Here is a 25427-nt window from a genome sequence, read left to right on the forward strand (position 1 = left end):
AGCTGGGGGTATCGAGGTTTTTTTGGCAGGTACATTGCAACTTCTGCTCACCGAAAACAGCGCCTCAGCGCCATATCCAAATGTTCTTCGCCGCCCCTGATTGCCTCCAGGTTGCGGCTAGAACGGATCCACTCCTGCGTGCCGTCGTTTGCAGATACAACTGTTGCAGCTCTTACTGGATAGATGCACCACGCCGCAGGAATGCAAGAAGCCGCGCGGTGAACTCGCCTTGCGAGTCGACATTGGAGATATGCGCCGCCCCCTCAATGGTGGATAGCTCCCCATGCGGCGTCTGCTCGGCCATGCCACGGCTCAGTTCAGGTGGCGACATTTTGTCGAGACTGCCCGCGATATAGAGTGTGGGCATTGCCAACTCGCCAAGTCGTGCCGAGACATCGAACCTTGTGATGCCGCGTGCTACCTGTGCCAGAGACGGTCCATCGGTAGTCGCCGCGATCCCGTGCCAGGTCTGATAGGTTCGCATGCCGTCCGCCGTGGAGCGAAACGCTTCTGAAACAGAAGCAATCCAGTTCGACTCCAGGCGTGTCACTGGACCATGCGGCTGCTCGAAGACCTTGGCCCATCCTTCAGCCATCTCCTTGAACTCCAGCGTTGCCGATTTATCGAAGCTGTTGGCAACAACGAGCCGCTGGACTCTGGCAGGATGGCGCAGCGCCAGCTCCAACGCCACCATTCCTCCAAGCGATAGGCCCACCACATCGAGGTTGTCGATACCAAGATGTGCGAGCAGGCACTCCACGTCGTTGGCAATATCGGCGACGCCAAACGGGCGCACCACATTAGCCGAAGCGCCATGCCCGGCGTGGTCGGGCACGATTACCCTGTACCCGGCATCTGCCAACGCAGGAATTTGCGGCGACCAGGCGCGGCCAGAATTGCTGATGCCATGCAACAGCAGAACAGGCTTGCCTTGGCCAAATTCCATGTAGTAATTGCTGCGACCCTGTACATAGTAATAAGCCATGCGATGCTCCTTCGGGCGGTTCAAAATGAAATGTGCGTGCCTGGGCGCAGACGGCTGGCGATCAACCAAAGCACCAGGCATAGAACAGCCATCAGCCACCAAGCCAGCGAGAGGTCAGCCAGGTGCTGACGCAGAAAACCCGCCAAGAGCGGCAGTGCAGCAGCAAGCACATAGCCACCGCCCTGGACAAAACCGGCAATCGCTCCTGCCTCGTCCGCCGTTTCGCCATGATCCATCGCAACGATCAGGCCCAGCGGGAACAGTGCACCAATGCGTAAACCTGCCAGCAAGGCGCAGGGCCACGCGCCAAGCTGCGGTTCAATGGCGAAACCGAGCAGCCCCAGGAAAAGCGCGCCGATGGCCGCGAATATGACCAGACGACGATCGGCGCAGCGGCTGACCCAGTACGACACACCAACTCCGGCGACCACTTGCGCCAAAGTGACGATGCCGAGCATTATTCCTGCCGACTCGGCGGACCACCCCAAGCCTGTGTAAAAAGGCGGCAGCCATGCTAGAACGAGCGTGTAAGCGCCTGTGCTCAGTCCAAAGAACGCCAGCAACAACCACGCGCGCGACTTGCTCGATACGGGCAAGCGTCGCGGTTTGCCAGGAACGTTGTCCTTACCGGTGGTAGCGCCCCACCAAACCAGGCACCCAACGAGGGCAGGAAGTGCCCAGATGCCCAATGCAGCAGGCCAGTCGTAAACTTTCGCCATCCATGGGCTGGCCGTCCCCGACAGGAAAGCGCCACCCATGATCGCGGTTGAGTAGACGCCCATCAGGCTGGCAGCCCCGACGCCGGCACGGTGTCGGATCAGGATCGGAAGCATGGCCTGCACGACAGCAATCCCGATGCCGCCCAGGATCGCCGTGGCAAGCAGCAAGTCTGCGCTAGGTATTAACCAGCGAAGTAAACTGCTCATGAGGATCAGCGCTAAACCCAGCGCGATGCCGTTACGCTCCTTGACCCATGTTGTCAGTCTTGCAGTTGCAAGCAAGCACACGCCCATCAACGCTACAGGCAGCGTAGTGAGCAAGCTTGCGCCGGTATCGGACAGGCCGGTGTCGCGCTGAATGGCATCCAGCAGCGGACCGATAGCTGCCATGGTCGGACGCAGATTGATCCCGACGAGCACTATTGCCAGGGCACAAAGCCAACGGTTGTAAGCAGTGGGCATGATCAGGCTCCTGAACCAGTGTTTTCCGCGTGTCCGCGCTCTGTTATCTTAATGTAGAGATAAATTATCTCTACGTAAAGATAAATAGCGGGCGAGACAATGGACAGAGCACTGAAAGCAGCCAGCCAATGGGCGCGCGAACGGCCAGACCTCGACACCAAACCGATGACCTTGTTGGGTCGCCTGGCAGAAGCCGCACTTGTGGTCGCACGTGACCGGCTAAACCCCTTGTTTGCGGAGTTTGGATTGCAGCCAGGGGAGTTCGATGTCTTGGCCACATTGCGCCGCAGTGGCGCACCGTACGCCCTGACGCCGACCGACCTCTATGAAGCCGCCATGATCTCGTCTGGAAGCATGACCAATCGGATCGATCGGCTGGAGAAGGCTGGCTGGGTTGCACGCCGGCCGAACCCGGCAGACAAAAGAGGAACGCTCGTTGCACTCACACCCGACGGCCTCGCGCTGATTGAAAAAGCCGTTGAGGTCCATGTCGCCAACCAGCACACGATCGTTGCTGGGCTGGATGCGCAAGAACAGGAGCAGCTTTGCGCGCTGTTGGAAAAACTGCTGGCGTCGCAGCGCAGCTGACTTGTGTCGAATATCGCCGCACTCACGCCCCCTGTGGTTACAGCCCTGCCCTGCTTCCGACTACCCCGCCATGGAGGTACACTCAGGGCCGGTGCGCACCACCTCGACCAGGGGCCACATTATGATGTTCTAAGGAGCGGGATTTCATGGCGGCATTGGATGATGTGTTTCATGGTCTTCACCAGGACGGCTTGCTGACCCTGGCCAACGTGGCTGACGCGGGCGGCGCGCGTCTCGTCGAGCGCCTGGGCAGCAAGGCCGTCGCCACCAGCAGCGCGGCGATGGCCTGGTCCCACGGCTATCAGGATGGCAACCAGCTGCCGCTGGCGTTGTTGCGGTCCACCATCGGCTCCATGACGCGGGTGCTTGGCGTCCCCCTGACGGTGGATATCGAAGGGGGTTATTCGGAGGACCCTCAGCAGGTCGCGCAAGTGATCGACGCTGTCATCACCGAGGGCGCGGTCGGCATCAATATCGAAGACGGCGCGGGCTCTCCCGAGCTGCTCATGCGCAAGCTCGACGCCGCCAGGAACGTTGCCAGTCGGCACGGGGTCAAGCTGTTCGTCAACGTGCGCTGCGACGTCTACCTGAAAAACCTGGTGCCTGCCGAGCAACGCCTGGAAGAACTCCTCAAGCGCGCCGCGCTGTATACCAATGCCGGCGCAGACGGATTGTTCGCCGCTGGCGTGGTCGAGGCTGGTGAAATCGCCACGCTGTGCCGAACATCGCGTTTGCCAGTCAATCTGCTCTGGCGCGAAGGCCTGGCTGCGCCGGGCGAGCTGCAACGCCTCGGTGTCAGGCGCCTGAGTGCCGGCTCGAGCATCGCCGAGTTCTTGTACGGCGCCATGGCTGGCTTGGCCCGCAGCTTCCTGGAGCGTGGGCAACTCGACAGCCATGCCTTGAAGGCCCACACCTATGGCGAGTTGAACTCATTGATGGCTGCCACGCCCCGCTGCCCATGACCGCGCAGCGCTGGCCGAAACAAGTTCGAACATCCGCCTCAGACGTCAACGGCCACTCGCCGCATGACTGATGAAGCCTGTTGCGGCTGGCGTAGCGGTGTAGCAAGACTGACCCTGACCGCCCCAGGCGCCTCTTGGAGCTATAACCCATGCAGTTCATGAAATACCACGCGGCCGGCAACGACTATCTGGTCTACCACGACCACACACCGTTCGCCTGTTCGGCCCAGGCAATCTCGCTGATCTGCGACCGACACAAAGGGCTGGGCAGCGACGGCATCCTGGTGCCGCTAATCGCGGTCGACGCGCCGCTCGCGGTGCGCATCTTCAATATCGATGGCTCCGAGGCAGAGAAGAGTGGCAACGGCCTGCGTATTCTCTGTCGCTATCTTTGGGATCAGGGCATCGTGACGCACGCGCCGTTCGACCTGACAACCCAAGGCGGGCGGGTTCATTGCCAGGTACTCGACAACGGTCGGCGCATTTCCATCGCCATGGGCATGGCGAGCTTCCCCGAGATCGAACGACACGCCGTGGACCTCGATGGCATGCAACTGCACCTGCACCCAGTGTCGATGGGCAACCCTCACTGCGTGGTGTTCGTCGATCAGCCCACCGAGGCACTCGCCCGCAGGCTCGGGCCGATCATCGAACATTTATCGCGGTTCCCGAACAGGACCAATGTTCAATTCGTGAGCGTCATCGACCGCGCAAACCTGAGGGTGCAGATCTGGGAGCGAGGCGTTGGCTACACGCTGTCTTCGGGTACCAGCAGTTGTGCCGCCGCGGCAGTTTCGCGCCGGCTTGGGTTCGTTGACCGGCAGATAACCGTGCACATGCCGGGTGGTCAAATCGCTATCGAGCTTGATGACCACTACAACGTCCTTATGCAGGGGCCGGTGTGCAAGATAGGTCAATATTGCTTGGATCAAGAATGCCTGACGCAGGTCTCTTGAGCCTTCCCCACAGACGGAACAGGTGCTGCTTCCCAAGCGTGGTTTACTCTCCATACCGCCCTGGTGGCTTGATCAGGGCAGCATAGGCTCGAGCGGACCGCAACGAGCACCGCTTCAAGTCAGCATGCGGTGCCAGGCCAAAGTGGCCAGCGCAATACCGCAGACCCAGAGCGCAACCATAGCCCAAGACTGGACCTCCCTCTTCAGCTCTTTCCTTCGCATAATCTCTCCCTTGCCGGCATATCGCCGGGTGCATAACGATCTTGTTGTGACCCAACGCTATAAAGCGGGGTTCATTCTTCTTGTGCCTCAGTTGCCCTACTCGGCCAAGCGGTCGTAGGACGCCTCGCATGCCAGGCCGGCTTCGTCGCGCAGCCGCTGGCCAGCAGCATCAGCCCCAGCAGCATCGTTATCGGCAAACGCCTGCTGTTCATTAACGTGCGCCCTCACCTCTTCATGTGCCGCGGCGCGACGTTGTTCTTCTGCTCGAGCGCTGCTGTCGATACTCGCCTGGGTCAACCGTCCAGAGGCTGGCCAGGCTAGGACCAAGACGATCAAGGTTACCGCCAACGACGGCGTCGATGACGTATTGCTTGAGGCGCTTCGACTCTTCGTTCATCTGTGTGCTCCAGAAACAAAAAAGCCCCGGCAAATGCCGAGGCGATGGATTAACTAGAGACTTATGTCTACTGTGGGGCCTCTATCGAAGCCCTTACACGCACTCTCAGATCAAACCAAGACATCCCACGTCAGCGCAACCGCTGCGCCTGGAACACTTGCGGCGAGCCACAGCCCCTGACCTGCGGGAAGAAACAATGGGTAAGGAAGAGCAAGCTCCGAGCCAGTGCCGACAGCCGAACTCGCATTTGCTGAGAAAATGATTGGCTTGGATTGGTCGGCAATGCTCGAAGGAGCAGAAGTACCAGTGAACACTCCCACCCCGCCGTTGGATGTACTGATGAGGCAAGTGCTAACAATCACACCGGAGGTATTTGCCGCAGGAGCTACAACCTGAACCACATTGCTACCTGGGTTTACTGTCAGGTAATTCTTGCCAACTTTTACTGCGTTCATACTAACCACCTATTGAGTCGAATGTTGTATCGCGGAGAATTCCGCTTTCATGTCGCTCACAGGCGATGGCTCGAAGCTCAGGGCTTTCGTTCAGTCCTATAGATCAGTGCCACGAGTGTGCATGTGCCGCTATTGGACCTAGGAGTGAAATTACTATGGCAGCATAGCACTGTATATGCAACCAGTTGACTGCGAGTTTTTTCGATCCTGAATGGTGAATACGCAGCCAAGAAAGACCTTGGCGCTGATGTCGCGGTGCAGCCAGGGCCATGGCGATCACGGCAAATCCGATCCAGCCTAGAGCGGTAACGCCTTCTGACGAATTGATGTTCGGGTGTTCGCCATCAGAGGATTTGAGTGGGATGTCATGCACGACGGCTACGCCTGCCTTGGTGTCCGCGTAGATCACGCCAGTGGTGATGACTCCGCTGATGATCCCGTCTCGCCCCTTACCGCTCAGTACGTACCAGGTCGCCCAGATGACGATCATCCCGGACGATACGGCGTTGATTGCACGGTGAAGGGCTGCGATGAGAGAGTCGCCAAAGGTACCCAGAAGAAAGCCGACACCAGCAACACTCCCAACTCGGAGCAATCGGTGAGGCGGAGCCACAATGAAAGATCCCGCCACTAGGCGGGATCAGAAGGAAGCATTAGGCCAGTAAATCCCAAGTCAGTGCGATTGCACCATTCGGTGTAGACGAGTATGCCCACAATGCTTGTCCCGCGGGAATGCGGATCGGGTACGGCATAACAATCTCCGAGTCGCTACCAGCGATGGTGGAACCATTGCCGGAGAAGATGATTGCCGAGTTGGAAATGGTTGAACCGGTCGGGCCAACATACAAATCAACGGTACCTGTCGAGGTCTTGATCAGGCCGGTCTGGATGATCAGACCACCAGTGTTTTGTGCCGCGGAAACGATCTCCAGAACCCCTTTAGGAAAAGCGGTAATGAAGTGTTTACCCATAGTTACTGTGTTCATTTTTTCACCTTTGAATTGAATGATTGATCGCGGGAAATTCCGCATTCATGTCGCTCAAAGGCGATGGCTCGAAGCTCAGGGCTTTCGTTCGGTCCTATTGATCAGCACCACCAGTGTGCATGTGCTGCATTTGGACCCGGGAGTGAAATCACTATGGCAGCATAGTACTGTATATGCAACCAGTTCCCTGCGAGTTTTTCGATCCTGAATGATGAATAGCAACCAAGAAAGACCTTGGCGCTGATGTCGCGATGCAGGGCGTAGCTTGCCAGGGCCATGATGAATGCCAGGAGGCTCCATGCGCTTTCCTGCAGGCAACAAAAAGCCCGACGCTGTGGTCGGGCTCTGGGATCCGTCGGCTACGTGCTTACGTGTTCCCTCCGTCGAAGGGGAGCGAATACGTGAAACAGACGTCGGACCTGCACAAGCAATGGGTGCCGGTGCTGAATGAGCTGGGTATCAGGAGGAGGCCCCCATACAACTGTCGTCACACCTATGCGACAATATGCTTAATGTCTGGCCTCAACCCCGCATTTATCGCCCAACAGCTGGGTCACAGCGTGCAAATGCTGCTGTCGACGTATGCGCGTTGGCTCAACTCAAGCTCCGACTGGAGCGAGCTGGAAAAGCTCAAGATTGGTATCAAATCGGTATCAGCCGAGAATCCAGCCGCGTAAGTTACTGATAGGTAAGCGCTTTGATCTCCACCGCCAATATCACCATGCAGTTCGGCTCCAAGCCGCTGTTCGAAAACGTCTCGGTCAAATTCAACAACGGCAACCGCTACGGCCTGATCGGCGCCAACGGTTGCGGCAAGTCGACCTTCATGAAGATCCTCGGCGGCGACCTCGAGCCGTCCGGCGGCCAGGTGATGCTCGAGCCGAACACCCGCCTGGGCAAGCTGCGCCAGGACCAGTTCGCCTACGAGGACTTCACCGTGATCGACACGGTGATCATGGGCCACGAACAGCTGTACAAGGTCAAGGCCGAGCGCGACCGCATCTACTCGCTGGCGGAGATGACCGAGGAAGACGGCATGGCCGTCGCCGAGCTGGAAACCGAGTTTGCCGAAATGGACGGCTACACCGCCGACTCCCGCGCCGGCGAGCTGCTGCTGGGCCTGGGTATCCCTCTGGAGCAGCACTTCGGCCCGATGAGCGAGGTCGCGCCCGGCTGGAAACTGCGTGTACTGCTGGCCCAGGCGCTGTTCTCGGACCCGGACGTGCTGCTGCTGGACGAACCGACCAACCACCTGGACATCAACACCATTCGCTGGCTGGAAACGATTCTCACGGCGCGCAACAGCACCATGATCATCATTTCCCACGACCGCCACTTCCTCAACAGCGTCTGCACCCACATGGCCGACCTGGACTACGGCGAGCTGCGCCTGTTCCCGGGCAACTACGACGAATACATGACAGCTGCTACCCAGTCGCGCGAGCAGTTGCTGTCGGACAACGCCAAGAAGAAGGCACAGATCGCCGAGCTGCAGACCTTCGTCAGCCGCTTCTCGGCCAACGCCTCGAAGGCCAAGCAGGCCACATCGCGCGCCAAGCAGATCGACAAGATCCAGCTGGCCGAGGTCAAGCCTTCGAGCCGCGTCAGCCCGTTCATCCGCTTCGAACAAACGAAGAAACTGCATCGCCAGGCAGTGATCGTCGAGAAAATGGCCAAGGCCTTCGATGACAAGGTGCTGTTCAAGGACTTCAGCTTCACCATCGAGGCCGGCGAGCGCGTGGCGATCATCGGCCCCAACGGTATCGGCAAGACCACCCTGCTGCGTACCCTGGTCGGCGAAATGCAGCCGGACGCGGGCGCGGTGAAGTGGACCGACAGCGCTGAGGTGGGCTACTACGCCCAGGACCACGCCCACGACTTCGAAGACGACATGACCCTGTTCGACTGGATGGGCCAGTGGACCAGCGGCGAGCAGGTGATCCGCGGCACCCTGGGGCGCATGCTGTTCTCCAACGACGAGATCCTCAAGTCGGTGAAGGTGATTTCCGGTGGTGAACAGGGCCGCATGCTGTTCGGCAAGCTGATCCTGCAAAAGCCCAACGTACTGGTGATGGACGAACCGACCAACCACCTGGACATGGAATCGATCGAGGCGCTGAACCTGGCGCTGGAAAACTACCCGGGCACCCTGCTGTTCGTCAGCCACGACCGTGAGTTCGTGTCGTCGCTGGCCACCCGCATCATCGAGCTGACCGCCGATGGCGTGGTGGACTTCAGCGGTACCTACGACGACTACCTGCGCAGCCAGGGCGTGGTGGTCTGATCGACGGGTAACGATAGCCAGCGCTATTGACCGCCTGACTCAATCGCGGGGCAAGCCCGCTCCCACAAGGTCTGTATAGCCTTTGTGGGAGCGGGCTTGCCCCGCGATGGTTTAGTTAGCCTGCTTTCTTTTCCGTCGCGCAGCGGCCATGATGGGCACAGCCCACCGCCCGCCCGCGAACGAGCCCATGACCACGCCCCACAGCACCCTCGGCATCACCCGGCAGATCCTCGCGATCGTCTTCTACACCTTCATCGCCTTCCTCTGCATCGGCCTGCCAATCGCGGTATTGCCCAGCCACGTGCATGATCAACTAGGCTTCGGCGCGGTCATTGCCGGCCTGACCATCGGTCTGCAGTACCTGGCCACTCTGCTCAGCCGGCCCTTTGCCGGGCGCGTGGCCGACACCCTGGGCGGCAAGCGCGCCATTCGCTACGGCTTGTACGGTATCGCCGGCTGCGGACTGCTCACGCTGTTCTCGGCCTGGAGCCAGGCCCTGCCCTGGCTGAGCCTGGCGCTGCTGTTGGGCGGGCGCCTGCTGCTGGGTATCGCCCAGGGGTTGATCGGGGTGGCGACGCTGAGCTGGGGCATCGGCCAGGTAGGCGCGCAACACACGGCGCGGGTCATCTCATGGAACGGTATCGCCTCCTACGGCGCCATCGCCATTGGCGCGCCGGCGGGAGTGTTGCTGGTGGATGCGCTGCACTTCGTGGTGTTAGGCCCTGCCTTGCTGGTGCTGGCATTGCTGGCCCTGGCGGCGTTGCGCAGGCGCCCGGATGTCGTGGTGGTGCGCGGTGAGCGGCTGCCATTCTGGTCGGCCTTCGCCCGAATCGCACCCTGCGGCCTGGGGCTGACCCTGGCGTCGATCGGCTATGGCACCCTGACCACCTTCGTTACCCTCTATTACCTGGAGCGCGGCTGGGTTGGCGCGGCCTGGTGCCTGAGCGCCTTCGGCTTGTGCTTCATCGTTTCGCGGCTGCTGTTCGTCAACGCGGTCAACCGCTTTGGCGGCTACAACGTCGCCATCGCCTGCATGGGCACCGAGGTCCTGGGCCTGGCGCTGCTGTGGCTGGCGCCAACGCCGCTGTGGGCGCTGCTCGGTGCCGGGCTGACCGGGTTCGGCCTGTCGCTGGTATACCCGGCCCTGGGCGTCGAGGCAATTCGCCAGGTGCCGAGCAGCAGCCGCGGTGCCGGCCTGGGCGCCTATGCGGTGTTCTTCGACCTGGCCTTGGCCATTGCTGGCCCGGTGATGGGGGCGGTGGCGGTACGCCTGGGCTATGCCTCGATCTTCTGCGTCGCCGCCCTGCTCGCGCTGTCAGGGGTTGCGCTGAGCTTGTGGCTGGCCCGGCGCAGCCAGCGCGGCTGAACGCTCGGCAGGCGCCGGCGCGCCCAGGGCCTGGCCGAAGAACGCCGAGGTTGCGCTGCGCAACGAGCGGTGGATATACCGGCGGTCGACCCCCTCGGGGTCTTTGCACAGCACGGGCATGCGCTGGTGCTGCTCGGCATCGCAGGGCGCCATGAACACGAAGTGCCCGGCTCCCGACAGCAGCCGGTAATCGGGGCTGACCGGCAGCTTGCGGGCCAGGGCGTCGGCGTTGTGCTCCAAGGCCAGCAACTGGTCGCGATCACCGCTGTAGATCAACGCCGGCACCTGCACGCCAGCCAGGGCGTGACGCCCGAACATCAAGCCCAGCGGCGCCATCAGCATCACCGCCCCGACCCGAGGGTCAGCCCGTGGCGCCAATTCGCTGTGGTCGGCAATTAGCACGCCATGGGTCTTGCAGGCATCGGCATCGCCCGGGCGGGCCTCACAGTAGCGGCGCAGCCGTTCGAGGTCAGGCCTGGCGCCAGACAGGATCAACGCGGTTTCGCCCCCGGCCGAATAACCGATCACCCCGACCTTGCCATCGTTCAGGTAAGGCGCGAGCAAGGCATCGGCACGCGCCGCCGTGATCGCGGCGCTTATCTGCAAAGGGCGGCCATAGAGGTTGCTGAGGGTGCCCAGGCGGCTGTGGTCGCGGTTGTTGTCGCCGGGATGGATCACCGCCACCACCACGAACCCCAGGCGTGCCAAGCCATTGGCCAAATCGTGCAGGGCCATCGGGCTGCCGGTGTTGCCGTGGGAGATCAGCAGCAGCGGGAACCGACCCATGGCCACCGGTGCTTCTTCGGCGACCCGGGTCTGGTAGCCCTCGATCCGCAGGTTGCGCACCTGGCCATTGGCTGGATAGAACACCAGCGCCTGCATGGGCCGCGCATCGACCGGGTCGGCCAGGGTCAGATGGTGCAAACCGGCAACCCATGGCGCCGCGTCGGCGCGAGCCAACAGGCCGGCGAGCAGCAACAGGGCCATCAGGGTGCGGGTTCGGTTCATCGCGGTGCGTCAAGCGGGCAGCGGTATGGATCAGCATAGAACCCGCTTCGCCGTGGTCACATGAAAACTGGATGAAAAAAACCGACTGGCGCGCGAGGCGCCAGTCGGCTTGCTTGCCGCAGTGCGGGATCAGGCAGCGGCGAACAGTTCACCGGCAATCTGCGCCTGGGCGGCGTCGATGGCCTTGGCGCGGTGCTCGGGGCCATAGGCCAGGCCGTGGGCACGGACGATTTCCAGGTCGGTGATACCGATGAAGCCGAGGAACACCTTGAGGAAGTCCTCATGGCCAACACCGGTCGGCTGGCCCTGGTGCAGACCACCGGCGGTGGACACCAGTATCACCTTCTTGTCGCCGCACAGACCTTCAGGGCCGGCTTCGCTATAACGGAAGGTCTTGCCGGCGACGGCCACACGGTCGATCCAGGCCTTGAGCTGGGTCGGCACGGTGAAGTTGTACATCGGCGCGCCAATCACCACCGCGTCGGCGGCCAGGAACTCTTCCAGGGTTTCGGCGCTGAGCCTGGCTTCGTGGGCCTGGGCGGCGTCGCGCATTTCCTCGGGGGTGCCAGCGGCGACCAAGGTGGCGGCGGAGAAATGGCTGATGGCGTCACCGGCCAGGTCACGGTAGACCACCTCGATGCTCGGATCTGCGGCTTTCCAGGCGTCGACCACTTCGCGGCTCAGTTGGCGGGAGGCGGAATTGTCGCCCAGGATGCTCGAATCGATATGCAACAGTTTCATGGGACTCTCCTGTGAATGAAGACCGCGGCGGTGGGCGATCACGTTGGAGAGAATCCTACCTATACAGCGAATGGCTGATAAGTCGGCAAAAATGCGTTAGTTTGTTCTACTGATGGAACAATGAGACTGTCACATGCAAGACCTCAACGACCTGTTCTACTTCGCCCGGGTGGTCGAAGCTGGCGGTTTCGCCGCTGCCGGGCGCCAGCTGGGGATTCCCAAGTCGCGGCTGTCGCGGCGCATCGCCGAGCTCGAAGAGCGCCTGGGCACCCGCCTGCTGCAACGCACCACCCGCCAGCTCAAGCTCACCGCGGTGGGCGAACGCTACCTGAGCCACTGCCAGGCCATGCTGCTGGAGGCAGAAATGGCCGACGAAGTGGTGGCCAGCATGTCCAGCGAGCCCCGCGGCCGCCTGCGGGTGTCCTGTCCGGTGGCCCTGGCCCATGCCTTTCTGCCGGATGTCATCAGCCGCTTCTTGGCCCAGTACCCTCAGGTGCAACTGGACATGGTACTGCTCAACCGTCGCGTCGACCTGATCTCCGAGGGTATCGACGTGGCCCTGCGCGTACGCGACCTGGGCGATGAAGACCCGGCGCTGGTCACCCGCCGCCTGCGTCAGGCGCAGATGCAACTGGTGGCGGCGCCGGGCTTTGCCGAGCATGTCCACGAGCCGGCGCAACTGGCGACATTGCCGGTGCTGGGCGCCACCGAGGCCGACCGCCTGGTGCATTTTCGCCTGTTCGGCCCCGGCGGTCGTGAGGAGGAAGTGGCGCTGGAACCGCGCCTGGCCATCGACGACTTCGTCGTGCGCAATGCCGCGGTCCGCGCGGGCCTGGGCTTTACCGCCCTGCCCAGCATGTTCTGCGAGGAGGAACTGGCGCGTGGCGAGTTGGTGCGCCTGCTGCCAGACTGGTCGCTGCCGGGCGGCTACCTGCAGGCGGTATATCCGCACCGGCGAGGGTTGCTGCCGGCGGTCAGGGTATGGATAGACCACCTCGCGGCTTCGTTCGAGGCATGTGGAGAGCGTTATGTCTGAGCACAGGATGACGGCAGAACAGGTCGCGGCCTTCTGCCTGGCCCTGCCCGGGGCGCAAGAGGACTATAAATGGGGCGGCATACGGGTGTTCTCGGTGGCCGGCAACAAGATGTTCGCGATCCAGGGCCTGAGCGGCGACGGGCTGGCGTTCAAGGTGGCCGATGAGCTGTTCCTGGGCTACTGCGACCGCCCGGGGATACGCCCGGCGCCCTACCTGGCGCGGGCCAAGTGGGTCAGCCTGGAACAGCCCTATCCCATGGCCCGGGAAGAAATGAGCGACTTGCTGCGCCGCTCGCACCAGTTGGTGGTACGGCGCTTGCCCAAGCGGCTGCAGCTGGGGTTGCTGCTGGACTGATGTGCTGTGCATGCGCCGCGTTGCCTGGTTCGCCAGCAAGGCTGGCGCCTACAGGTGGCAAAGCGCATGTGGATCAAAACCATTGGCCGAGCCAACGGCCACCCAGCAGCAGGTGATCGATCCAGAACAGCTGATGCACCGCGACAATGGCCCAGAACACCAGCTGATACGACAGCTTGCGAGTCTTGTGGCGCAACAGCTGCTGGGCCAGCAATGCCCCCGGCCACCCCCCCAGCAGCTCGCTGGCATGCAACACCTTTTCCGGCGTACGCCAGGCCTGGGCACGTGCCTGCTGCTTGTCCTGCCAGTACAACAGCAAACTGATCAAGCTCACCGCCGGATATAACGCCAATGGCAACCACGACTGGCCGCTGAGGCCCATCTGCAGCCCCCCCAGCAACGGCAGCAGGCACAGCCCCGCCAGCACCAGCAACTTCAGGCGCGCATGGCGCACGCCCTGGGCCTCTCCCCGGCCCGCTGTCTGTGCCCGCGCCATCAGCCGTGCGCCGTCGCCCAGTCGACCCAGCCAAACTCCCAGGTAGCCAGGATCAGCAAGCCAAAGGCAATGCGGTACCAGGCAAATACCGCGTAGCTATGGTTGGCAATGAACTTGAGCAAGCCGCGCACGGCAATCATGGCGAAGATGAACGACACCACGAAGCCCAGGGCGAACACCGGCAAGTCGCCGGGCTGGAACAGCTCGCGGTACTTGTACCCCGAGTACACCGCCGCGCCGACCATGGTCGGCATGGCCAGGAAGAACGAGAACTCGGTGGCGGCCTTGCGCGACAGGCCGAACAACAGGCCGCCGATGATGGTCGAGCCGGACCGCGAGGTGCCCGGGATCATTGCCAGGCATTGGATGAAACCGATCTTCAAGGCATGGCTCCAGCGCATCTCGTCGACATGGTCGACGTCCACCCGGTGCTCGCGCCGCTCGGCCCACAGCATGATCAGGCCGCCCACCACCAGCGCGGCCGCCACCGTCACCGGGTTGAACAGGTACTCATGAATCAGGTCGGCGAACAGCACGCCCAACACCACCGCCGGTAGGAAGGCGATCAGCAGGTTGGCGGTGAAACGCCGCGCGGGGGCCTGCGTCGGCAAGCCGACCACGACATCGAGGATCTTGCGTCGAAACTCCCACACCACCGCCAGGATGGCGCCCAGCTGGATGATGATGTTGAACGCCATGGCGCGTTCACCGCCAAAGCCAATCAGGTCGGCAACGATGATCTGGTGCCCGGTACTGGAAATCGGCAAAAATTCCGTCAGGCCTTCAACCACGCCCAAGATGATTGCCTGCAAGGCACTCCAAAAATCCATCAATCCCCCAAGTGCGACGCTGCGCGTGGCAGGCCGCTTATTTTGATTTATCTACAGGTGCCACACGCGGCGACGCTGTTTTACAGCGACAGTTGGTCACGCAGCCAGCGGAAAAGTTCAGCGGCCTAAAGGTTTCATCTGGCGCGGCCGAAATCTTATCAAAGCAAGTGTTGCAGCTTCTGTATTACCTGCAACAAGGCTTGTCTGGTTTTACCCATTAGCCGTTGGTCGTGTGGGGGCCGATGGCAAAGCATGCTTGGATGCAGACAAAAAAGAACAAGACTGGAGTAACGCATCATGAAGACCCTGAGGTCGATGTCGATCAGCCGCCGCCTGTGGCTGATCCTGCTGGTGGCGGTGGCCATGCTGGTGGTACTGGGCCTGCTGCTGTTGCGCCAGTTGCATGGCGACCTGTACCAGGCCAAGGCCGAGAAGACCCGCCACGTGGTGCAGACCGCCGCCGGCGTGCTGGCCTACTATCAAGGCCTGGAAGCCGCTGGCAGCCTGACGCGTGAGGCCGCGCAGCAGCAGGCCCTGCAGGTGGTGCGCGGGCTGCGCTACGACCAGAACGACTATTTCTGGATCAACGACCTGCAGCCGAAGATGATCATGCACCCGGCCAATCCCAAGCTCGATGGCCAGGACCTGTCTGCGATCCGCGACCCTGACGGTTTCGCCGTGTTCAATGAAATGGTCACCCTGGCCCGCAGCCAGGGCGCAGGCCCGGTCGACTATCGCTGGCCCAAGCCCGGCGCCAGCGAGCCGGTGGCCAAGACCTCCTACATCCAGCTGTTCAAGCCCTGGGGCTGGATCATCGGCTCAGGCGTGTACATCGACGATGTGCAGGCCGAGTTCGCCCGCCAGTTGCGCGATGCCTCGTTGGTCGGCCTCGCCATTGCCCTGGCAATGGCCCTGCTGGTGATGCTGATCGCCCGCAGCATCGCCCGCCCGCTGCAAGAGGCGGTACACGCCATGGGCACCATCGCCAGCGGCGAAAGCGACCTGACCCGGCGTCTGGATACCCACGGCCGTGACGAGATCACCCACCTGGGCGAGCACTTCAACCGTTTCAACGGCAAATTGCAGGGAGTGATCGGCCAGTTGCAAGGCGCCGCCCACGCCCTGGCCGAGTCTGCCGGGCATGTCGGCGACAACGCCGGCGCAGCCCAGGCCCGCAGCGCCCAGCAGTCGCTGCAGATGGACCAGGTGGCCACCGCGGTCAACGAAGTCACCTACGCCGTGCACGACGTGGCCAAGCACGCCGAGCAGGCCGCCAGCGAGATGCGCAACGCCCAGGCCCAGGTCGGCCATGGCCAGCAGGCGATCCATGGCAGCCTGCAACAGATCGACCGGCTCTCGGCGACCATCGACCAGGCCGTGCAGGTGATCCGCGAACTGGCCAGCCACAGCACCAAGATTGGCGGTGTGCTCGAGGTAATCCGCTCGATCGCCGAACAGACCAACCTGCTGGCCCTCAACGCCGCCATCGAGGCGGCCCGTGCCGGTGAACAGGGCCGTGGCTTCGCCGTGGTCGCCGACGAAGTGCGCCTGCTGGCCCAGCGTACCGCCCAATCGACCGCCGAGATCCAGACCATGATCGAGCACTTGCAAGGGCAATCGGAGGCGGCAGTGCGCGCCATCGACACCAGCAGCGAGGCCTCGCGCCAGACCGTCGAGCAGGCCCGTGAGGCCGGCAGCAGCCTGGATGCCATCAGCCAGGCCCTGGGCAACCTCGGCGCGCTCAACGCCTCGATCGCCAGCGCCACCTTGCAGCAGTCCCATGTGGTCGAGGAGATCAACCGCAACGTCACCGAAACCGCCGACCTGTCGCAGCAGACCGCCGAGGCGGCGCGCCAGTCCAGTGATGCGGGCAGTGCCCTGGCACGGTTGAGCGAGGAGCTGGAGCAGTTGCTCAAGCAGTTCAAGGTCTGAGGCCTTTGGCCACCTGGTATTTTTTCCAGTAGACGCCTCTACCTGCGTAACAGAACGTTGACCTCCCAGCCAAGACAGGAGGTCTCATGTACCAGCACACATTGGTGATTGCGTTGCTTCTCGGGACGTCGGCCGCCCAAGCTGCCGCGGTTGTGGCCGTCGACACCCCGCAGAACACCGTCAAGCGCATCAACGCGAACTACAACAGCCTTCGCAGCGACTGCAAGGAGCCCGCTGGCGCGCCGCGCGGTTATTACTATTGCAGCGGGGTCAGCGTGCGGATGGTCGACGACGGCCCCTTCAACCCATGGGACTACAGCCCCTATGCGCTGAAAACAGGCGCCACCTCCTTCAGCTGGATTCGCGCGGACCTGAGCACCAATCGCCTGATCCGCCCTGCCGGTTTCATCCTGCGCACGCCGGAGGATGCCCGGCAACTCAAGGCGCCGGTCATGGAGACCGGCTTCATGTGCATCTACAGCTTCGATGGTTTCACCGGGCCGGAGCGTCTAGCCCATGGCTGCGGCGCCTACAATGCCGCGCTTCCCGCCAACCATCAGGCTCGTTCGGCGACCAGCCCGGAAAACCTCAACAACACCCTGGCCTATGGCAGTTGCGACAGTGCCGGCATCGATACCGCGGACCAGTGGCGCAAAAACTATCGCTATGTGCGCAACGACCTGAACCGCATCCAGGTCACCCAGTGCTCCTGGAACGTCGAGCAGCCCAGCGACTGGGCGGCGATGATCGATGTGCACCAGAACCCGCGAACAGTCACGCGCAACCTGCTGGGCAGGGAGGTGCCGGCAGCCGACAGTTTTGCCCGCAAAGAGCTGACCAATGAAATGCTGCTGCGCAACGCTGGCCAAGCCAGTGATGGCAGCGCGCGCCTGCCGTTTATCGACGCCTTCGCCTGGGATCCGAACAGCACCTAGCCAATACCCGTGGCGATACCAGCAAGGCCAAGCCCACCGTCGGGCTCAAACCGGCACAGGCGTTCCAGCGTAAGCTCTATGCGCAAGGCTACGCGGTACCGGTGCTGCGCATCGACTTCAGCAAGCCGGCCAGCGAGCGCTTCAGCTATGTAGCCGCCGATCAGGTCGTGCCGCTGGGTGATCAACCCTTACCCAGCGACGGCACGCTCAAGACCAGGACTACATCGACTCCGCCACCTGGGTGAAGCGCCACGACCCTGGCATGGGCCGCGAGGAGTGGACACTCAATGTCGTGCTCAAGCAAGGAGTCAAGGTGAGCGCGGGCAACCTCCAGGCCATCTACCAGGCGCTGGAAAATCGCTATGGCGACGGACAGCACTGGCGTGAAAACGAGATCTATCCAGGCAGCATGCGCGCCCAGGTCGAATGCCTGGCCAGCCACTATCCGGACAAGACGCAATGGAACCTTGAGCCCTTCCGCCCGACCGCCTCTGCCAATGACATGCGAAAGAGCGGCTGCAACCCGGTGCGCAAGTTGATCGAGGCGGCTGCCTGGTCCGAACAGACCGATAACAAGACCGGGGCGAAATTCTTCGGACTGCAGGTCGTGCCGACCCTGAGCGGGCGGCAGGCTTCAGTGGAGGATCTGTATGCCGAGCTGTTCCGCCAACGCGGACGCGACGAGCAGTGGCAGGAAGGCGTCGCCGGCAGCATGAAGTTGCAATTGGCCTGCCTGCATAAAAACTACAACCCGAAAAAAGACTGGAACCTCGAACCCTACCGCCAGGCCACCTCGTCGGGCCAGACCGAAGCGGCCCAGTGCAACCCTTGACGGCCCATTGAACCACTGCCATGAAAACGGCCCGCAGAGAATCGCGGGCCGATTTCATGGGTCACCCCATACCACTGGGCGCAACAGCGCCCGTCAATAGGGATTGCACTTCATCTTCAACGCCATTTCATGGTCGACATAGGGGCGCGCAGGCTCCAAATTCCACTCAGGTTTGTTGCGCACTGGCCGACCATCATCCACCAAGGTCAGGTGACAAACCATTTGCCGGCGCATGGAGCCACCATTCTGGCTGTATTGGCGCCACTGTTGGTCATCCTTATGCTTGTTGTACAGCTCGGCCCACATCCGATCAGTCTGCTCGTCGGAGATCTTGCGCCCGCAATCGGTAGGCACGACCTCCAGCGTCCAGGTGTCTTTTCCCAGTTTGGGGTCGTCACGCTGGATCCAGTTGCTGGAGGCGATGTACTTGTCACAATACGGGGTGGCAGGCGGTGTCGGCGCCGTGCTCACGCAGGAGAACCTGGCCTTGCCGTTCGGTGTCTTGGGGAAATCGATCTTGACGATATTGCGCTCCTTGCCCGTCTTCGCCTTGTAGTCCGCCGCGTTTTTCTTCGCGTCCTCCAGGCCTCGGGGTTCACTGTAGAAGAAGGCCAGAATCGGCAACTCATCGGTTTTCGGATTGCCCAGGCGCAGCTCGGTCTGCGTCTGGAACTCGCGGCTATTGATAACCTGCCGCGCCTTGATGAATTGCTCAAACGCAACAGTGCGGTTGTCATTGTCCTTGGCGCTGCGCCCCCTCATGTCGAAGCCACATTGCCGCAAGTTCTGCTGTTTATCGCTCTGGTACTTTTTGAACAACGCCACCCAGGCTTTGGCGTCATTGATCGGTGGCTGCATGGCCTGGCAGACCGGCTCTTGGGTCGAGGAGGTTCTTTCGTTGTCACCGCAGCCCTGATCGTCGCGAAAATCGGTCCAGGCATCGTTGGGAAAGGCGCAATACACGTGTACGGGTGTCTCTGGCTTATCGACCCTGTCGAACGGTGTAATCAGATAACCATTGTTGGTTCGCAGCCCAGGGTCTTCATAGCTGATCCCATCGGCGCGCATCCACGAGGCAGCGAAGGTGCCTTTTTGCACCGCCGTCGGACTGGGGTTCCAAACGTCGTACTTGCCGTCTGGCGAACGATGGGTGCCTCTGATCAGCAGCCCTGAACAGTTCGACGCCGGCCCCGAGCGGCACCTGTCAACGGTGGTGTTGTACAGCGACTCGACGGTTTTCAAGGTTTCAGCGCACGACTCGGCACTGGCGGCCAAGGGTTGCAGCAACACTGGGAACACCAGGCACGGCAGCAGTTTTACGAATGTTGTTTTCATCACCCCTCCATCGAATCCATGATTGAGCGTGCGGCGCCCACGCGCCGCAGTGTGGTTTTCCCACACCCGCCGGGTTAGCCTGCCAACTCCCATAGCCAGGCGAAACTGACAAAACTGCCAGGTGCAGGGTCGGCACAAGGTGGGTGGCACACCACGTGCCAACGGGTACAATCCCCTCCCTTCACTAAACCAGCCCAAGGATCGCCGATGTCCGGCCTCGAACTCTTCGCCGCCGCGCTCGGCGTCATCGCCGTCTGGCTCACCGTCAAGCAGAACCCCTGGTGCTGGCCCATCGGCCTGGTGATGGTGGTGCTGTATAGCTGGATCTTCTACGAAGTGAAGCTGTACTCGGACATGCTCCTGCAACTGGTCTACGCCGTGCTGCAGCTGTACGGTTGGTGGCAATGGACCCGCCCGGAGCGGGTCGAGGACGCCCGCCAGGTCAGCCGCCTGGCCGTCGCGCCGCTGCTCAAGGGCCTGGCGGCGGGCCTGCTGGCCAGCCTGCTGCTGGGCGCCGGCATGGCCCACTGGACCGATGCCGCGCAGCCCTGGCTGGATGCCGCCCTCACCGGCTTCAGCCTGGTGGCGCAGCTGTGGATGGCGCAGAAACGCCTGCAATGCTGGGCCCTGTGGGTAGTGCTGGACGTGACATTCGTCGGCCTGTTCCTGTACAAGGGGCTGTACCTGACCGCCGCCCTGTATGCCTTGTTCACCCTGATCGCGGTGCGCGGCTGGCTGGAGTGGCGCCGCGACCCGGCGTTGGTCGCGGCATGAAGGTCCTGGTGCTGTGTGGCCCGGAATCCAGCGGCAAGAGCTGGTTGGCCGGCGAAATCCAGGCCCACTTCGGTGGCGTGCTGGTGGGCGAGTACGTGCGCCACTTCATGGAACGCGAGCAGCGCGACACCTGCTACACCGACATCCCCACCATCGCCCGTGGCCAGCTCGCCTGGGAAGACCTGGGCCGCGCCCAGGCGCCGGGCCTGCTGATCCTCGACACGCACCTGCTGAGCAATATCCTCTGGAGCCGCGCGCTGTTCCATGACTGCCCCGCCTGGCTCGAGCAAGCCCTCGCCGCCCGGCATTACGACCTGCACTTGCTGCTGCGCCCCGAGGGCGTCGAGTGGATCGGCGACGGGCTACGCTGCCAGCCGCAGCTGGAGGAACGCCAGGCGTTCTTCGAAGACAGCCTGGCCTGGTTGCAACGCCATCGACAGACCGTCCAGATCATCGACGGCGACTGGGCGCGGCGCAGCGCCGTGGTGCTGCAGGCGGTGCAACGGCTACTAGACGGCAAACTGCCATGCTGCCCCGCCGAGTGTTAGCCTGCCGTTACACGCCACCGCGCCCCACCCCCCGTGTTTGCGAGCCCAGCGCAAAATCTGGGGGGAGTGTCTCAGGCGTGCAACAGTTTTGTGAAAACCTCGTGGATTCCCCGCCACTACCGGGTTTGCCGACGGTTTGCCCGTGGGTTTGTCTCAACACTGATACAACAAAAAGCCGGCGCGGCCCATCACACCGCGCAACCCTTTGATTCAACAGCACTAACAAAAAGCGGCACACCTTCTGCTCTGCCCTTGGCAACGCGCGGCGCCAGGCCGACACGCCAAAGAAGGAATTGCCATCGTGGGGAAACCAGACAAAGGCATGTATCGCCTCCTGCTGCTCGGCTGCGCACTGGGGTCGAGCTTCAGCCTGCCAGTGCAGGCCGACAACGGTATCGTCGTCATCACCCGTGAAGTCCAGGTACGCAATGCCATCCGCCCGCCAGTGATCCCCGACCCCAACCCGGTCACCGTCAACACCAATCCCTCGGCGCAAATCCTGCGCCAGACCAACGAGCTGAGCGACGGCGACTTCGCCGGCATCAGCAGCGGCGCGGGCATCAATTCGCTGATCACCCAGCAGACCAGCACCCTCGGCACCAGCATCAACACCCAGGCACAACTGCCGAACATCGCCGGTGGCCGTGGCTCGGGTTCCGGCGGCAACGGCATCGCCAACATGGTCAATTCCAACGTCCAGCAAGGCCTGGGCGCGCTGAAGATCCTCAACGGAGGCCAGTGACATGAGGCGCTCGCTGCTGATGCTCGTCACCCTGTGCAGTGCTTCGGTCCTCGCCCAACCGCCGGTGGTCAACAACGCCACCATCGACAGCTCCGGCGCCCGCTACCAGGGCAACCTGGGGGTCAACCAGGCGGCCGGCGACCAGCAGCAGCAGGTCAACGCGCGGGCCATCGCCATCGGCCATGACGCCAACGCCAGCACCCAGATCCGCCAGCGCTCGCGCAGCCTGGTCGACCCGGCGCTCGACGCCCAGGCGAGCATCCAGGGCAACGCCTTCAGCCAGGGCAGCGGCATCCTCGGGGTCAACCAGAGCGCCGGCGCCAGCAACCAGCAAGCCAACGCACTGCGCATCAGCGTCAGTGCCCAGCCACAAACCATCGACGACAGCGTCCTTCTGCAACAGAACGTGGCGCTGCTCAACAGCTCGGATTCAACCGCAGCAACACCCGGCCATCGCCAGGTCAGCACCAGCGACCAGGCATTCACCGGTAGCCGTGGCGTGGTGCAGTTGAATCAGAGTGCCGGGGTGGGCAACCGAACGGCCAACACCCTGAGCATCCGGGTCGCTGACTGACCCAAAACCTGCAAGACAACACTTAACCTAAGAAAAGTACGGAGAATCACCATGAAACCCTCGATGGCACTCAAGCCTCTGGTTTTCGCAATTGCTGCGATCATGGCTGTAGCTGTACAAGCTGGGCAGAACGACCGGCGTGGCAATGACCACCATAATGGCCACCATAACAACGGTCACCACACCCCTCCTCCGACCAAGATCCCTGTGTATGCCACCGCCAATGCCTGGGACAAGCAAAGCAGCACTGGCAACCGCATCCGCAACGAAGGGACTGTCAACGAAGCTGAAATGAGCAACTCGGCCTCCGGCACCAGCGGCAACGTGGGTGTCAACGTGGCGGCCGGTGCTGGCAACCAGCAGGATAACGCCGCCGCCATCGCCAACGCCGGCGCCGACTCCAGCCTGGACAACAGCTTCGTGTTCGGCTCCGCCTCGGCCACGGCCGATGTGCGCCAATACAGCAACAACAACCGCGTCGACAACTACGGCACCACTAACTCCGGCATCATGAGCGGCTCGGGCAACAACGGCAGCGGCAACATGGGCATCAACGTGGCCGGTGGCGATCTGAACCAACAGAAAAACACCATGGCCATTGCCAACTCCAATGCGCCACTGGGCAACGCCACCGCTACCGCCTCCGCCGACCAGAACGGCCCAGGCCTGACCGTGAACAACAACGCCGACCGCACCTACCGGGTCGACACCCTGTCGTTCACCACCACCAAGTCCGGCAGCGCCTCGTACAACAAGGACTCGAACTACAGCAAGGACAGCAGCGCCTCGTCGAGCTGGGAAGCGGCCGGTGCCAACAGCTGGAGCGCCAATGGCTCCAACAGCTCCAACGCCAGCGGCTCGCATAGCCGTGACTCGAGCTCGTCGGCCAGTGGTTCGTTCAACGCCTCGCTGGAAGCTTCGGCAGACGGCAGCGTGACCCGCACCCAGGACTTCGGCCGCCACGAGCGCAGCCGCACCGACTCGTTCGATGCCTCGCTCAACGCCTCGATCGACGCCTCGTACGAGAAGTCGCACGAGAAGTCCTCCAGCTCCTCGTTCGAGAAGGCCTACGACTCTTCGTTCGAGAAAGCCTACGACTCCTCGTACGAGAAGTCGGGCAGCGCGGCCAACGAGTCGTCCAAGTCGGGTTCGAAGAGCTTCAGCGAATCCAGCTCGTATGACCTGAGCAACACTGTGTCGTTCCAGGTCCTGACCCCGACCGGCTGGGCCAACCCTGTGACCAACACCGCCACCCTGAGCGGCTCGGTCAACGGTGGCAGCGGCAACCTCGGTGTCAACGTGGCTGCCGGTGTGGGCAACCAGCAAAGCAACTCGCTGGCCATCTCCAACACTTCGTTCTGAGTGCAATGCCCATGAGGCCCCCTTCGGGGGGCCTTTCTTCGAACAGGACCAGGAGGCACCGACCATGCGTATGATCGCCCTGGCGTTTGTGCTGTGCATGGCCAGTTACAGCGAGGCGGCGCAAATGCCGCTTTCGGTGTTGCCGGGGGGCGCGGTGATCTACAAGCCCATCCAGAGCATCCGCGAGCGCAAATTCGCCGACCTGGTGCAACAGAAAACCGACTTCAGTTGCGGCGCCGCGTCGCTGGCAACCATCCTGCGCCAGGCCTACTGGCTGGATGTGAACGAGGAGCAGGTGATCGAAGGCATGCTGGCCCACGCCGACCAGGACCTGGTCCGCGTCCAGGGTTTCTCCATGCTCGACATGAAGCGCTACGTCGAAAGCCTGGGCATGCGCGCCCGCGGCTACCGAGTGGCCGCCGACACCCTGACCAGCGTGCGCATCCCGGTGGTGGTGCTGATGGATATCCGCGGCTACAAGCATTTCGTGGTCCTGCAGCGCGTCGACAAAGGCTGGGTATACATCGGCGACCCGGTGCTCGGCCACAAGCGCTACAAGGTCGAGGACTTCCTCAAGGGCTGGAACGGCATCATCTTCGCCGTGATCGGCCAGGGCTACGACAAGGCCAACGCCTTGCTCGACCCGCCGTTGCCCTTGAGCGCCAGGGATCGAATCAACCGTTTCACCCCGGTAAAAGATGCCGAACTTCTGGACTTCGGCTTCATCCGCAGCGATTTCTTCTAATGACAATCGAGCACGACGCTCCGGGAGCATCCGATGAAGACCCCAGCCTGGCTCACCCTGATCTGCCTGGCCGCCGCCTTGCCGGCCCAGGCAGAGACGTTCAAGCCCATTGAACTCAAAGACCAGGAGCTGGCGAACCTGCGCGGGCGCTATGTGATGCCCGGGCGCATCGTCAGCTTCGGCATCGTCATGTCCACCACCTGGCAGAACGCCAATGGCGATGTCATCGGCGCGACGTCCTCCATGCAGGTCCAGCAGACCACCATCAAGCCGCAGTTCTACGTGTCGATGATCGACAAGAAGGGCTCCGGCCTGGGCAACGCCGAAGGCCGCGGCAGCGTCACCGGTGGCAGCGGCCTGAACACCAGCGAAGGCGTCACCCAGGTGGTCAGGGCGGCCGGCGACAACAACACCGCCTACAACAACGTCGATATCAACGTGAGCAAGGCCAGCCAGGCGCCGGACACGCCGCAGCAAGGCCAGGTGCTGGCCGCCGGCACCACGCTGGTGGGTGCCAATGGCGCCGGCTCGCTGAGCGTCTCCGCCAGCGGCGGCGGCGTGCAGCTCAATGTGGTGGCCAACAACAACCAGGGCAGCAGCCTGCAACGCATCGCCCAGGGCGGGTTGCTGCAGAACGCGACGCTGCTTGGCGATGGCAACCGGGTCAGCAACCTCACCTCGCTCAACGTGGTGCTGCGCGACAATATGGCCGCCACTTCGCTGAACGGCAATCTTGACCAGCTCAAAGGGCTTCGCGGCTTCGGATACTGATCTACGCTGACGTTCATCGTATGTTGTCT

The 25427-nt window shown here is 62.4% G+C and carries 29 protein-coding genes and 2 pseudogenes; 20 read left to right on the plus strand and 11 right to left on the minus strand.

Going from position 1 to position 25427, the window contains the following annotated elements:
- Positions 1-172 precede the first annotated feature (172 nt).
- Both E3U47_RS03840 and E3U47_RS03845 read right to left on the minus strand, forming a co-directional pair.
- Entirely contained in the window at positions 173-985 is an 813-nt protein-coding gene (locus tag E3U47_RS03840) for an alpha/beta fold hydrolase (RefSeq protein ID WP_134689685.1), read from the minus strand.
- Between the two features lie 20 nt (positions 986-1005).
- Positions 1006-2166: an MFS transporter gene (locus E3U47_RS03845; RefSeq protein WP_134689686.1), complete on the minus strand. Its 1161-nt coding sequence runs from the start codon at positions 2164-2166 to the stop codon at positions 1006-1008.
- A 99-nt stretch (positions 2167-2265) separates the two neighbouring features.
- On the opposite strand from E3U47_RS03845, the gene E3U47_RS03850 reads away from it, so the two are divergent.
- From E3U47_RS03850 to dapF, 3 genes are all read left to right on the plus strand, one after another.
- A complete protein-coding gene (locus tag E3U47_RS03850; protein ID WP_134689687.1) occupies positions 2266-2754 on the plus strand; it encodes a MarR family winged helix-turn-helix transcriptional regulator in 489 nt (162 codons plus the stop codon).
- A gap of 146 nt (positions 2755-2900) precedes the next feature.
- The gene (locus tag E3U47_RS03855; RefSeq protein ID WP_134689688.1) at positions 2901-3716 is read left to right on the plus strand and encodes an isocitrate lyase/phosphoenolpyruvate mutase family protein; all 816 of its coding nucleotides are present in this window, start codon (positions 2901-2903) and stop codon (positions 3714-3716) included.
- A 149-nt stretch (positions 3717-3865) separates the two neighbouring features.
- A complete protein-coding gene (dapF, locus tag E3U47_RS03860) occupies positions 3866-4672 on the plus strand; it encodes a diaminopimelate epimerase (RefSeq protein WP_134689689.1) in 807 nt (268 codons plus the stop codon).
- Between the two features lie 318 nt (positions 4673-4990).
- Here dapF and E3U47_RS03865 read toward each other — a convergent pair whose 3' ends face one another.
- From E3U47_RS03865 to E3U47_RS03880, 4 genes are all read right to left on the minus strand, one after another.
- Positions 4991-5242, minus strand: a complete 252-nt coding sequence (locus E3U47_RS03865; protein ID WP_134689690.1) for a DUF2514 family protein — start codon at positions 5240-5242, stop codon at positions 4991-4993.
- Positions 5243-5401: 159 nt separating this feature from the next.
- Positions 5402-5746: a hypothetical protein gene (locus E3U47_RS03870; protein WP_134689691.1), complete on the minus strand. Its 345-nt coding sequence runs from the start codon at positions 5744-5746 to the stop codon at positions 5402-5404.
- 103 nt (positions 5747-5849) lie between these two features.
- Positions 5850-6236 carry a hypothetical protein gene (locus E3U47_RS24875; protein ID WP_167659432.1) on the minus strand — a complete coding sequence of 129 codons (387 nt, stop codon included), beginning with the start codon at positions 6234-6236 and terminating at the stop codon, positions 5850-5852.
- Between the two features lie 163 nt (positions 6237-6399).
- Complete coding sequence (locus tag E3U47_RS03880) at positions 6400-6732, minus strand: hypothetical protein (protein WP_134689692.1); 333 nt, start codon at positions 6730-6732, stop codon at positions 6400-6402.
- A gap of 371 nt (positions 6733-7103) precedes the next feature.
- On the opposite strand from E3U47_RS03880, the pseudogene E3U47_RS03890 reads away from it, so the two are divergent.
- The 3 genes and pseudogenes from E3U47_RS03890 to E3U47_RS03900 form a co-directional block, all read left to right on the plus strand.
- Positions 7104-7409 (plus strand): annotated as a pseudogene (locus tag E3U47_RS03890) (site-specific integrase); the annotation flags it as partial.
- Positions 7410-7429: 20 nt separating this feature from the next.
- Entirely contained in the window at positions 7430-9016 is a 1587-nt protein-coding gene (locus tag E3U47_RS03895; protein ID WP_134689693.1) for an ABC-F family ATPase, read from the plus strand.
- Positions 9017-9203: 187 nt separating this feature from the next.
- Positions 9204-10382, plus strand: a complete 1179-nt coding sequence (locus E3U47_RS03900) for an MFS transporter (RefSeq protein WP_134689694.1) — start codon at positions 9204-9206, stop codon at positions 10380-10382.
- Here E3U47_RS03900 and E3U47_RS03905 read toward each other — a convergent pair.
- Positions 10332-11390, minus strand: a complete 1059-nt coding sequence (locus tag E3U47_RS03905; RefSeq protein WP_134689695.1) for a dienelactone hydrolase — start codon at positions 11388-11390, stop codon at positions 10332-10334. The genes E3U47_RS03900 and E3U47_RS03905 overlap by 51 nt on opposite strands.
- 129 nt (positions 11391-11519) lie before the next feature.
- A complete protein-coding gene (locus E3U47_RS03910; protein ID WP_134689696.1) occupies positions 11520-12131 on the minus strand; it encodes an FMN-dependent NADH-azoreductase in 612 nt (203 codons plus the stop codon).
- A gap of 133 nt (positions 12132-12264) precedes the next feature.
- On the opposite strand from E3U47_RS03910, the gene E3U47_RS03915 reads away from it, so the two are divergent.
- Both E3U47_RS03915 and E3U47_RS03920 read left to right on the plus strand, forming a co-directional pair.
- Entirely contained in the window at positions 12265-13167 is a 903-nt protein-coding gene (locus tag E3U47_RS03915) for a LysR substrate-binding domain-containing protein (protein ID WP_134689697.1), read from the plus strand.
- Positions 13160-13522, plus strand: a complete 363-nt coding sequence (locus tag E3U47_RS03920; RefSeq protein ID WP_134689698.1) for an MmcQ/YjbR family DNA-binding protein — start codon at positions 13160-13162, stop codon at positions 13520-13522. Before E3U47_RS03915 ends, E3U47_RS03920 begins: the two co-directional genes overlap by 8 nt.
- 73 nt (positions 13523-13595) lie before the next feature.
- On the opposite strand, the gene E3U47_RS03925 is transcribed toward E3U47_RS03920, so the two are convergent.
- On the minus strand, positions 13596-14018 hold the full coding sequence (locus E3U47_RS03925; protein ID WP_134689699.1) for a DUF1294 domain-containing protein: 423 nt from the start codon (positions 14016-14018) through the stop codon (positions 13596-13598).
- Positions 14018-14848 carry an undecaprenyl-diphosphate phosphatase gene (locus E3U47_RS03930; protein WP_134689700.1) on the minus strand — a complete coding sequence of 277 codons (831 nt, stop codon included), beginning with the start codon at positions 14846-14848 and terminating at the stop codon, positions 14018-14020. Before E3U47_RS03930 ends, E3U47_RS03925 begins: the two co-directional genes overlap by 1 nt.
- A gap of 363 nt (positions 14849-15211) precedes the next feature.
- On the opposite strand from E3U47_RS03930, the pseudogene E3U47_RS25370 reads away from it, so the two are divergent.
- The 5 genes and pseudogenes from E3U47_RS25370 to E3U47_RS03945 all read left to right on the plus strand — a co-directional run.
- A pseudogene (locus tag E3U47_RS25370) lies at positions 15212-15907 on the plus strand (cache domain-containing protein); the annotation flags it as partial.
- Between the two features lie 138 nt (positions 15908-16045).
- Positions 16046-16780, plus strand: a complete 735-nt coding sequence (locus tag E3U47_RS25375; protein WP_372239473.1) for a methyl-accepting chemotaxis protein — start codon at positions 16046-16048, stop codon at positions 16778-16780.
- Between the two features lie 86 nt (positions 16781-16866).
- Positions 16867-17715 (plus strand): hypothetical protein, encoded by an 849-nt coding sequence (locus E3U47_RS03940; RefSeq protein ID WP_134689702.1) that lies wholly within the window; start codon positions 16867-16869, stop codon positions 17713-17715.
- Between the two features lie 101 nt (positions 17716-17816).
- Positions 17817-17960 (plus strand): hypothetical protein, encoded by a 144-nt coding sequence (locus E3U47_RS24880; RefSeq protein ID WP_167659433.1) that lies wholly within the window; start codon positions 17817-17819, stop codon positions 17958-17960.
- A 17-nt stretch (positions 17961-17977) separates the two neighbouring features.
- Positions 17978-18547 carry a DUF2599 domain-containing protein gene (locus E3U47_RS03945; RefSeq protein WP_134689703.1) on the plus strand — a complete coding sequence of 190 codons (570 nt, stop codon included), beginning with the start codon at positions 17978-17980 and terminating at the stop codon, positions 18545-18547.
- Between the two features lie 93 nt (positions 18548-18640).
- On the opposite strand, the gene E3U47_RS03950 is transcribed toward E3U47_RS03945, so the two are convergent.
- Positions 18641-19882, minus strand: coding sequence for a DUF2599 domain-containing protein (locus E3U47_RS03950; RefSeq protein ID WP_134689704.1), 1242 nt, complete (start codon positions 19880-19882; stop codon positions 18641-18643).
- 207 nt (positions 19883-20089) lie between these two features.
- Between E3U47_RS03950 and pnuC the strand changes: the two genes are divergently transcribed.
- The 7 genes from pnuC to E3U47_RS03985 all read left to right on the plus strand — a co-directional run bounded on the left by pnuC (position 20090) and on the right by E3U47_RS03985 (position 25398).
- A complete protein-coding gene (pnuC, locus tag E3U47_RS03955; protein WP_134689705.1) occupies positions 20090-20656 on the plus strand; it encodes a nicotinamide riboside transporter PnuC in 567 nt (188 codons plus the stop codon).
- Positions 20653-21204, plus strand: a complete 552-nt coding sequence (locus tag E3U47_RS03960; protein WP_134689706.1) for an AAA family ATPase — start codon at positions 20653-20655, stop codon at positions 21202-21204. Before pnuC ends, E3U47_RS03960 begins: the two co-directional genes overlap by 4 nt.
- Before the next feature lie 301 nt (positions 21205-21505).
- Positions 21506-21946 carry a hypothetical protein gene (locus E3U47_RS03965; protein ID WP_134689707.1) on the plus strand — a complete coding sequence of 147 codons (441 nt, stop codon included), beginning with the start codon at positions 21506-21508 and terminating at the stop codon, positions 21944-21946.
- A 1-nt stretch (position 21947) separates the two neighbouring features.
- A complete protein-coding gene (locus tag E3U47_RS03970; protein WP_134689708.1) occupies positions 21948-22520 on the plus strand; it encodes an adhesin in 573 nt (190 codons plus the stop codon).
- A 51-nt stretch (positions 22521-22571) separates the two neighbouring features.
- Positions 22572-23882, plus strand: coding sequence for a heme utilization protein (locus tag E3U47_RS03975; RefSeq protein WP_134689709.1), 1311 nt, complete (start codon positions 22572-22574; stop codon positions 23880-23882).
- A 64-nt stretch (positions 23883-23946) separates the two neighbouring features.
- Positions 23947-24627 (plus strand): C39 family peptidase, encoded by a 681-nt coding sequence (locus tag E3U47_RS03980; protein WP_134689710.1) that lies wholly within the window; start codon positions 23947-23949, stop codon positions 24625-24627.
- A 33-nt stretch (positions 24628-24660) separates the two neighbouring features.
- Positions 24661-25398 carry a hypothetical protein gene (locus E3U47_RS03985; RefSeq protein ID WP_134689711.1) on the plus strand — a complete coding sequence of 246 codons (738 nt, stop codon included), beginning with the start codon at positions 24661-24663 and terminating at the stop codon, positions 25396-25398.
- The last annotated feature ends 29 nt before the right edge of the window (positions 25399-25427 follow it).

It is taken from the genome of Pseudomonas sp. RIT623 (assembly GCF_004519305.1).
Lineage (GTDB): Bacteria > Pseudomonadota > Gammaproteobacteria > Pseudomonadales > Pseudomonadaceae > Aquipseudomonas.

Coding starts and splice junctions, on each gene's coding strand:
- E3U47_RS03840 (WP_134689685.1), bottom strand. CDS start 985: ATGGCTTATTACTATGTACAGGGTCGCAGCAATTACTACATGGAATTT.
- E3U47_RS03845 (WP_134689686.1), bottom strand. CDS start 2,166: ATGCCCACTGCTTACAACCGTTGGCTTTGTGCCCTGGCAATAGTGCTC.
- E3U47_RS03850 (WP_134689687.1), top strand. CDS start 2,266: ATGGACAGAGCACTGAAAGCAGCCAGCCAATGGGCGCGCGAACGGCCA.
- E3U47_RS03855 (WP_134689688.1), top strand. CDS start 2,901: ATGGCGGCATTGGATGATGTGTTTCATGGTCTTCACCAGGACGGCTTG.
- dapF (WP_134689689.1), top strand. CDS start 3,866: ATGCAGTTCATGAAATACCACGCGGCCGGCAACGACTATCTGGTCTAC.
- E3U47_RS03870 (WP_134689691.1), bottom strand. CDS start 5,746: ATGAACGCAGTAAAAGTTGGCAAGAATTACCTGACAGTAAACCCAGGT.
- E3U47_RS24875 (WP_167659432.1), bottom strand. CDS start 6,236: ATGATCGTCATCTGGGCGACCTGGTACGTACTGAGCGGTAAGGGGCGA.
- E3U47_RS03880 (WP_134689692.1), bottom strand. CDS start 6,732: ATGAACACAGTAACTATGGGTAAACACTTCATTACCGCTTTTCCTAAA.
- E3U47_RS03900 (WP_134689694.1), top strand. CDS start 9,204: ATGACCACGCCCCACAGCACCCTCGGCATCACCCGGCAGATCCTCGCG.
- E3U47_RS03905 (WP_134689695.1), bottom strand. CDS start 11,390: ATGAACCGAACCCGCACCCTGATGGCCCTGTTGCTGCTCGCCGGCCTG.
- E3U47_RS03910 (WP_134689696.1), bottom strand. CDS start 12,131: ATGAAACTGTTGCATATCGATTCGAGCATCCTGGGCGACAATTCCGCC.
- E3U47_RS03915 (WP_134689697.1), top strand. CDS start 12,265: ATGCAAGACCTCAACGACCTGTTCTACTTCGCCCGGGTGGTCGAAGCT.
- E3U47_RS03920 (WP_134689698.1), top strand. CDS start 13,160: ATGTCTGAGCACAGGATGACGGCAGAACAGGTCGCGGCCTTCTGCCTG.
- E3U47_RS03925 (WP_134689699.1), bottom strand. CDS start 14,018: ATGGCGCGGGCACAGACAGCGGGCCGGGGAGAGGCCCAGGGCGTGCGC.
- E3U47_RS03930 (WP_134689700.1), bottom strand. CDS start 14,848: ATGGATTTTTGGAGTGCCTTGCAGGCAATCATCTTGGGCGTGGTTGAA.
- E3U47_RS25375 (WP_372239473.1), top strand. CDS start 16,046: ATGGACCAGGTGGCCACCGCGGTCAACGAAGTCACCTACGCCGTGCAC.
- E3U47_RS03940 (WP_134689702.1), top strand. CDS start 16,867: ATGTACCAGCACACATTGGTGATTGCGTTGCTTCTCGGGACGTCGGCC.
- E3U47_RS03945 (WP_134689703.1), top strand. CDS start 17,978: ATGGGCCGCGAGGAGTGGACACTCAATGTCGTGCTCAAGCAAGGAGTC.
- E3U47_RS03950 (WP_134689704.1), bottom strand. CDS start 19,882: ATGAAAACAACATTCGTAAAACTGCTGCCGTGCCTGGTGTTCCCAGTG.
- pnuC (WP_134689705.1), top strand. CDS start 20,090: ATGTCCGGCCTCGAACTCTTCGCCGCCGCGCTCGGCGTCATCGCCGTC.
- E3U47_RS03960 (WP_134689706.1), top strand. CDS start 20,653: ATGAAGGTCCTGGTGCTGTGTGGCCCGGAATCCAGCGGCAAGAGCTGG.
- E3U47_RS03970 (WP_134689708.1), top strand. CDS start 21,948: ATGAGGCGCTCGCTGCTGATGCTCGTCACCCTGTGCAGTGCTTCGGTC.
- E3U47_RS03975 (WP_134689709.1), top strand. CDS start 22,572: ATGAAACCCTCGATGGCACTCAAGCCTCTGGTTTTCGCAATTGCTGCG.
- E3U47_RS03980 (WP_134689710.1), top strand. CDS start 23,947: ATGCGTATGATCGCCCTGGCGTTTGTGCTGTGCATGGCCAGTTACAGC.
- E3U47_RS03985 (WP_134689711.1), top strand. CDS start 24,661: ATGAAGACCCCAGCCTGGCTCACCCTGATCTGCCTGGCCGCCGCCTTG.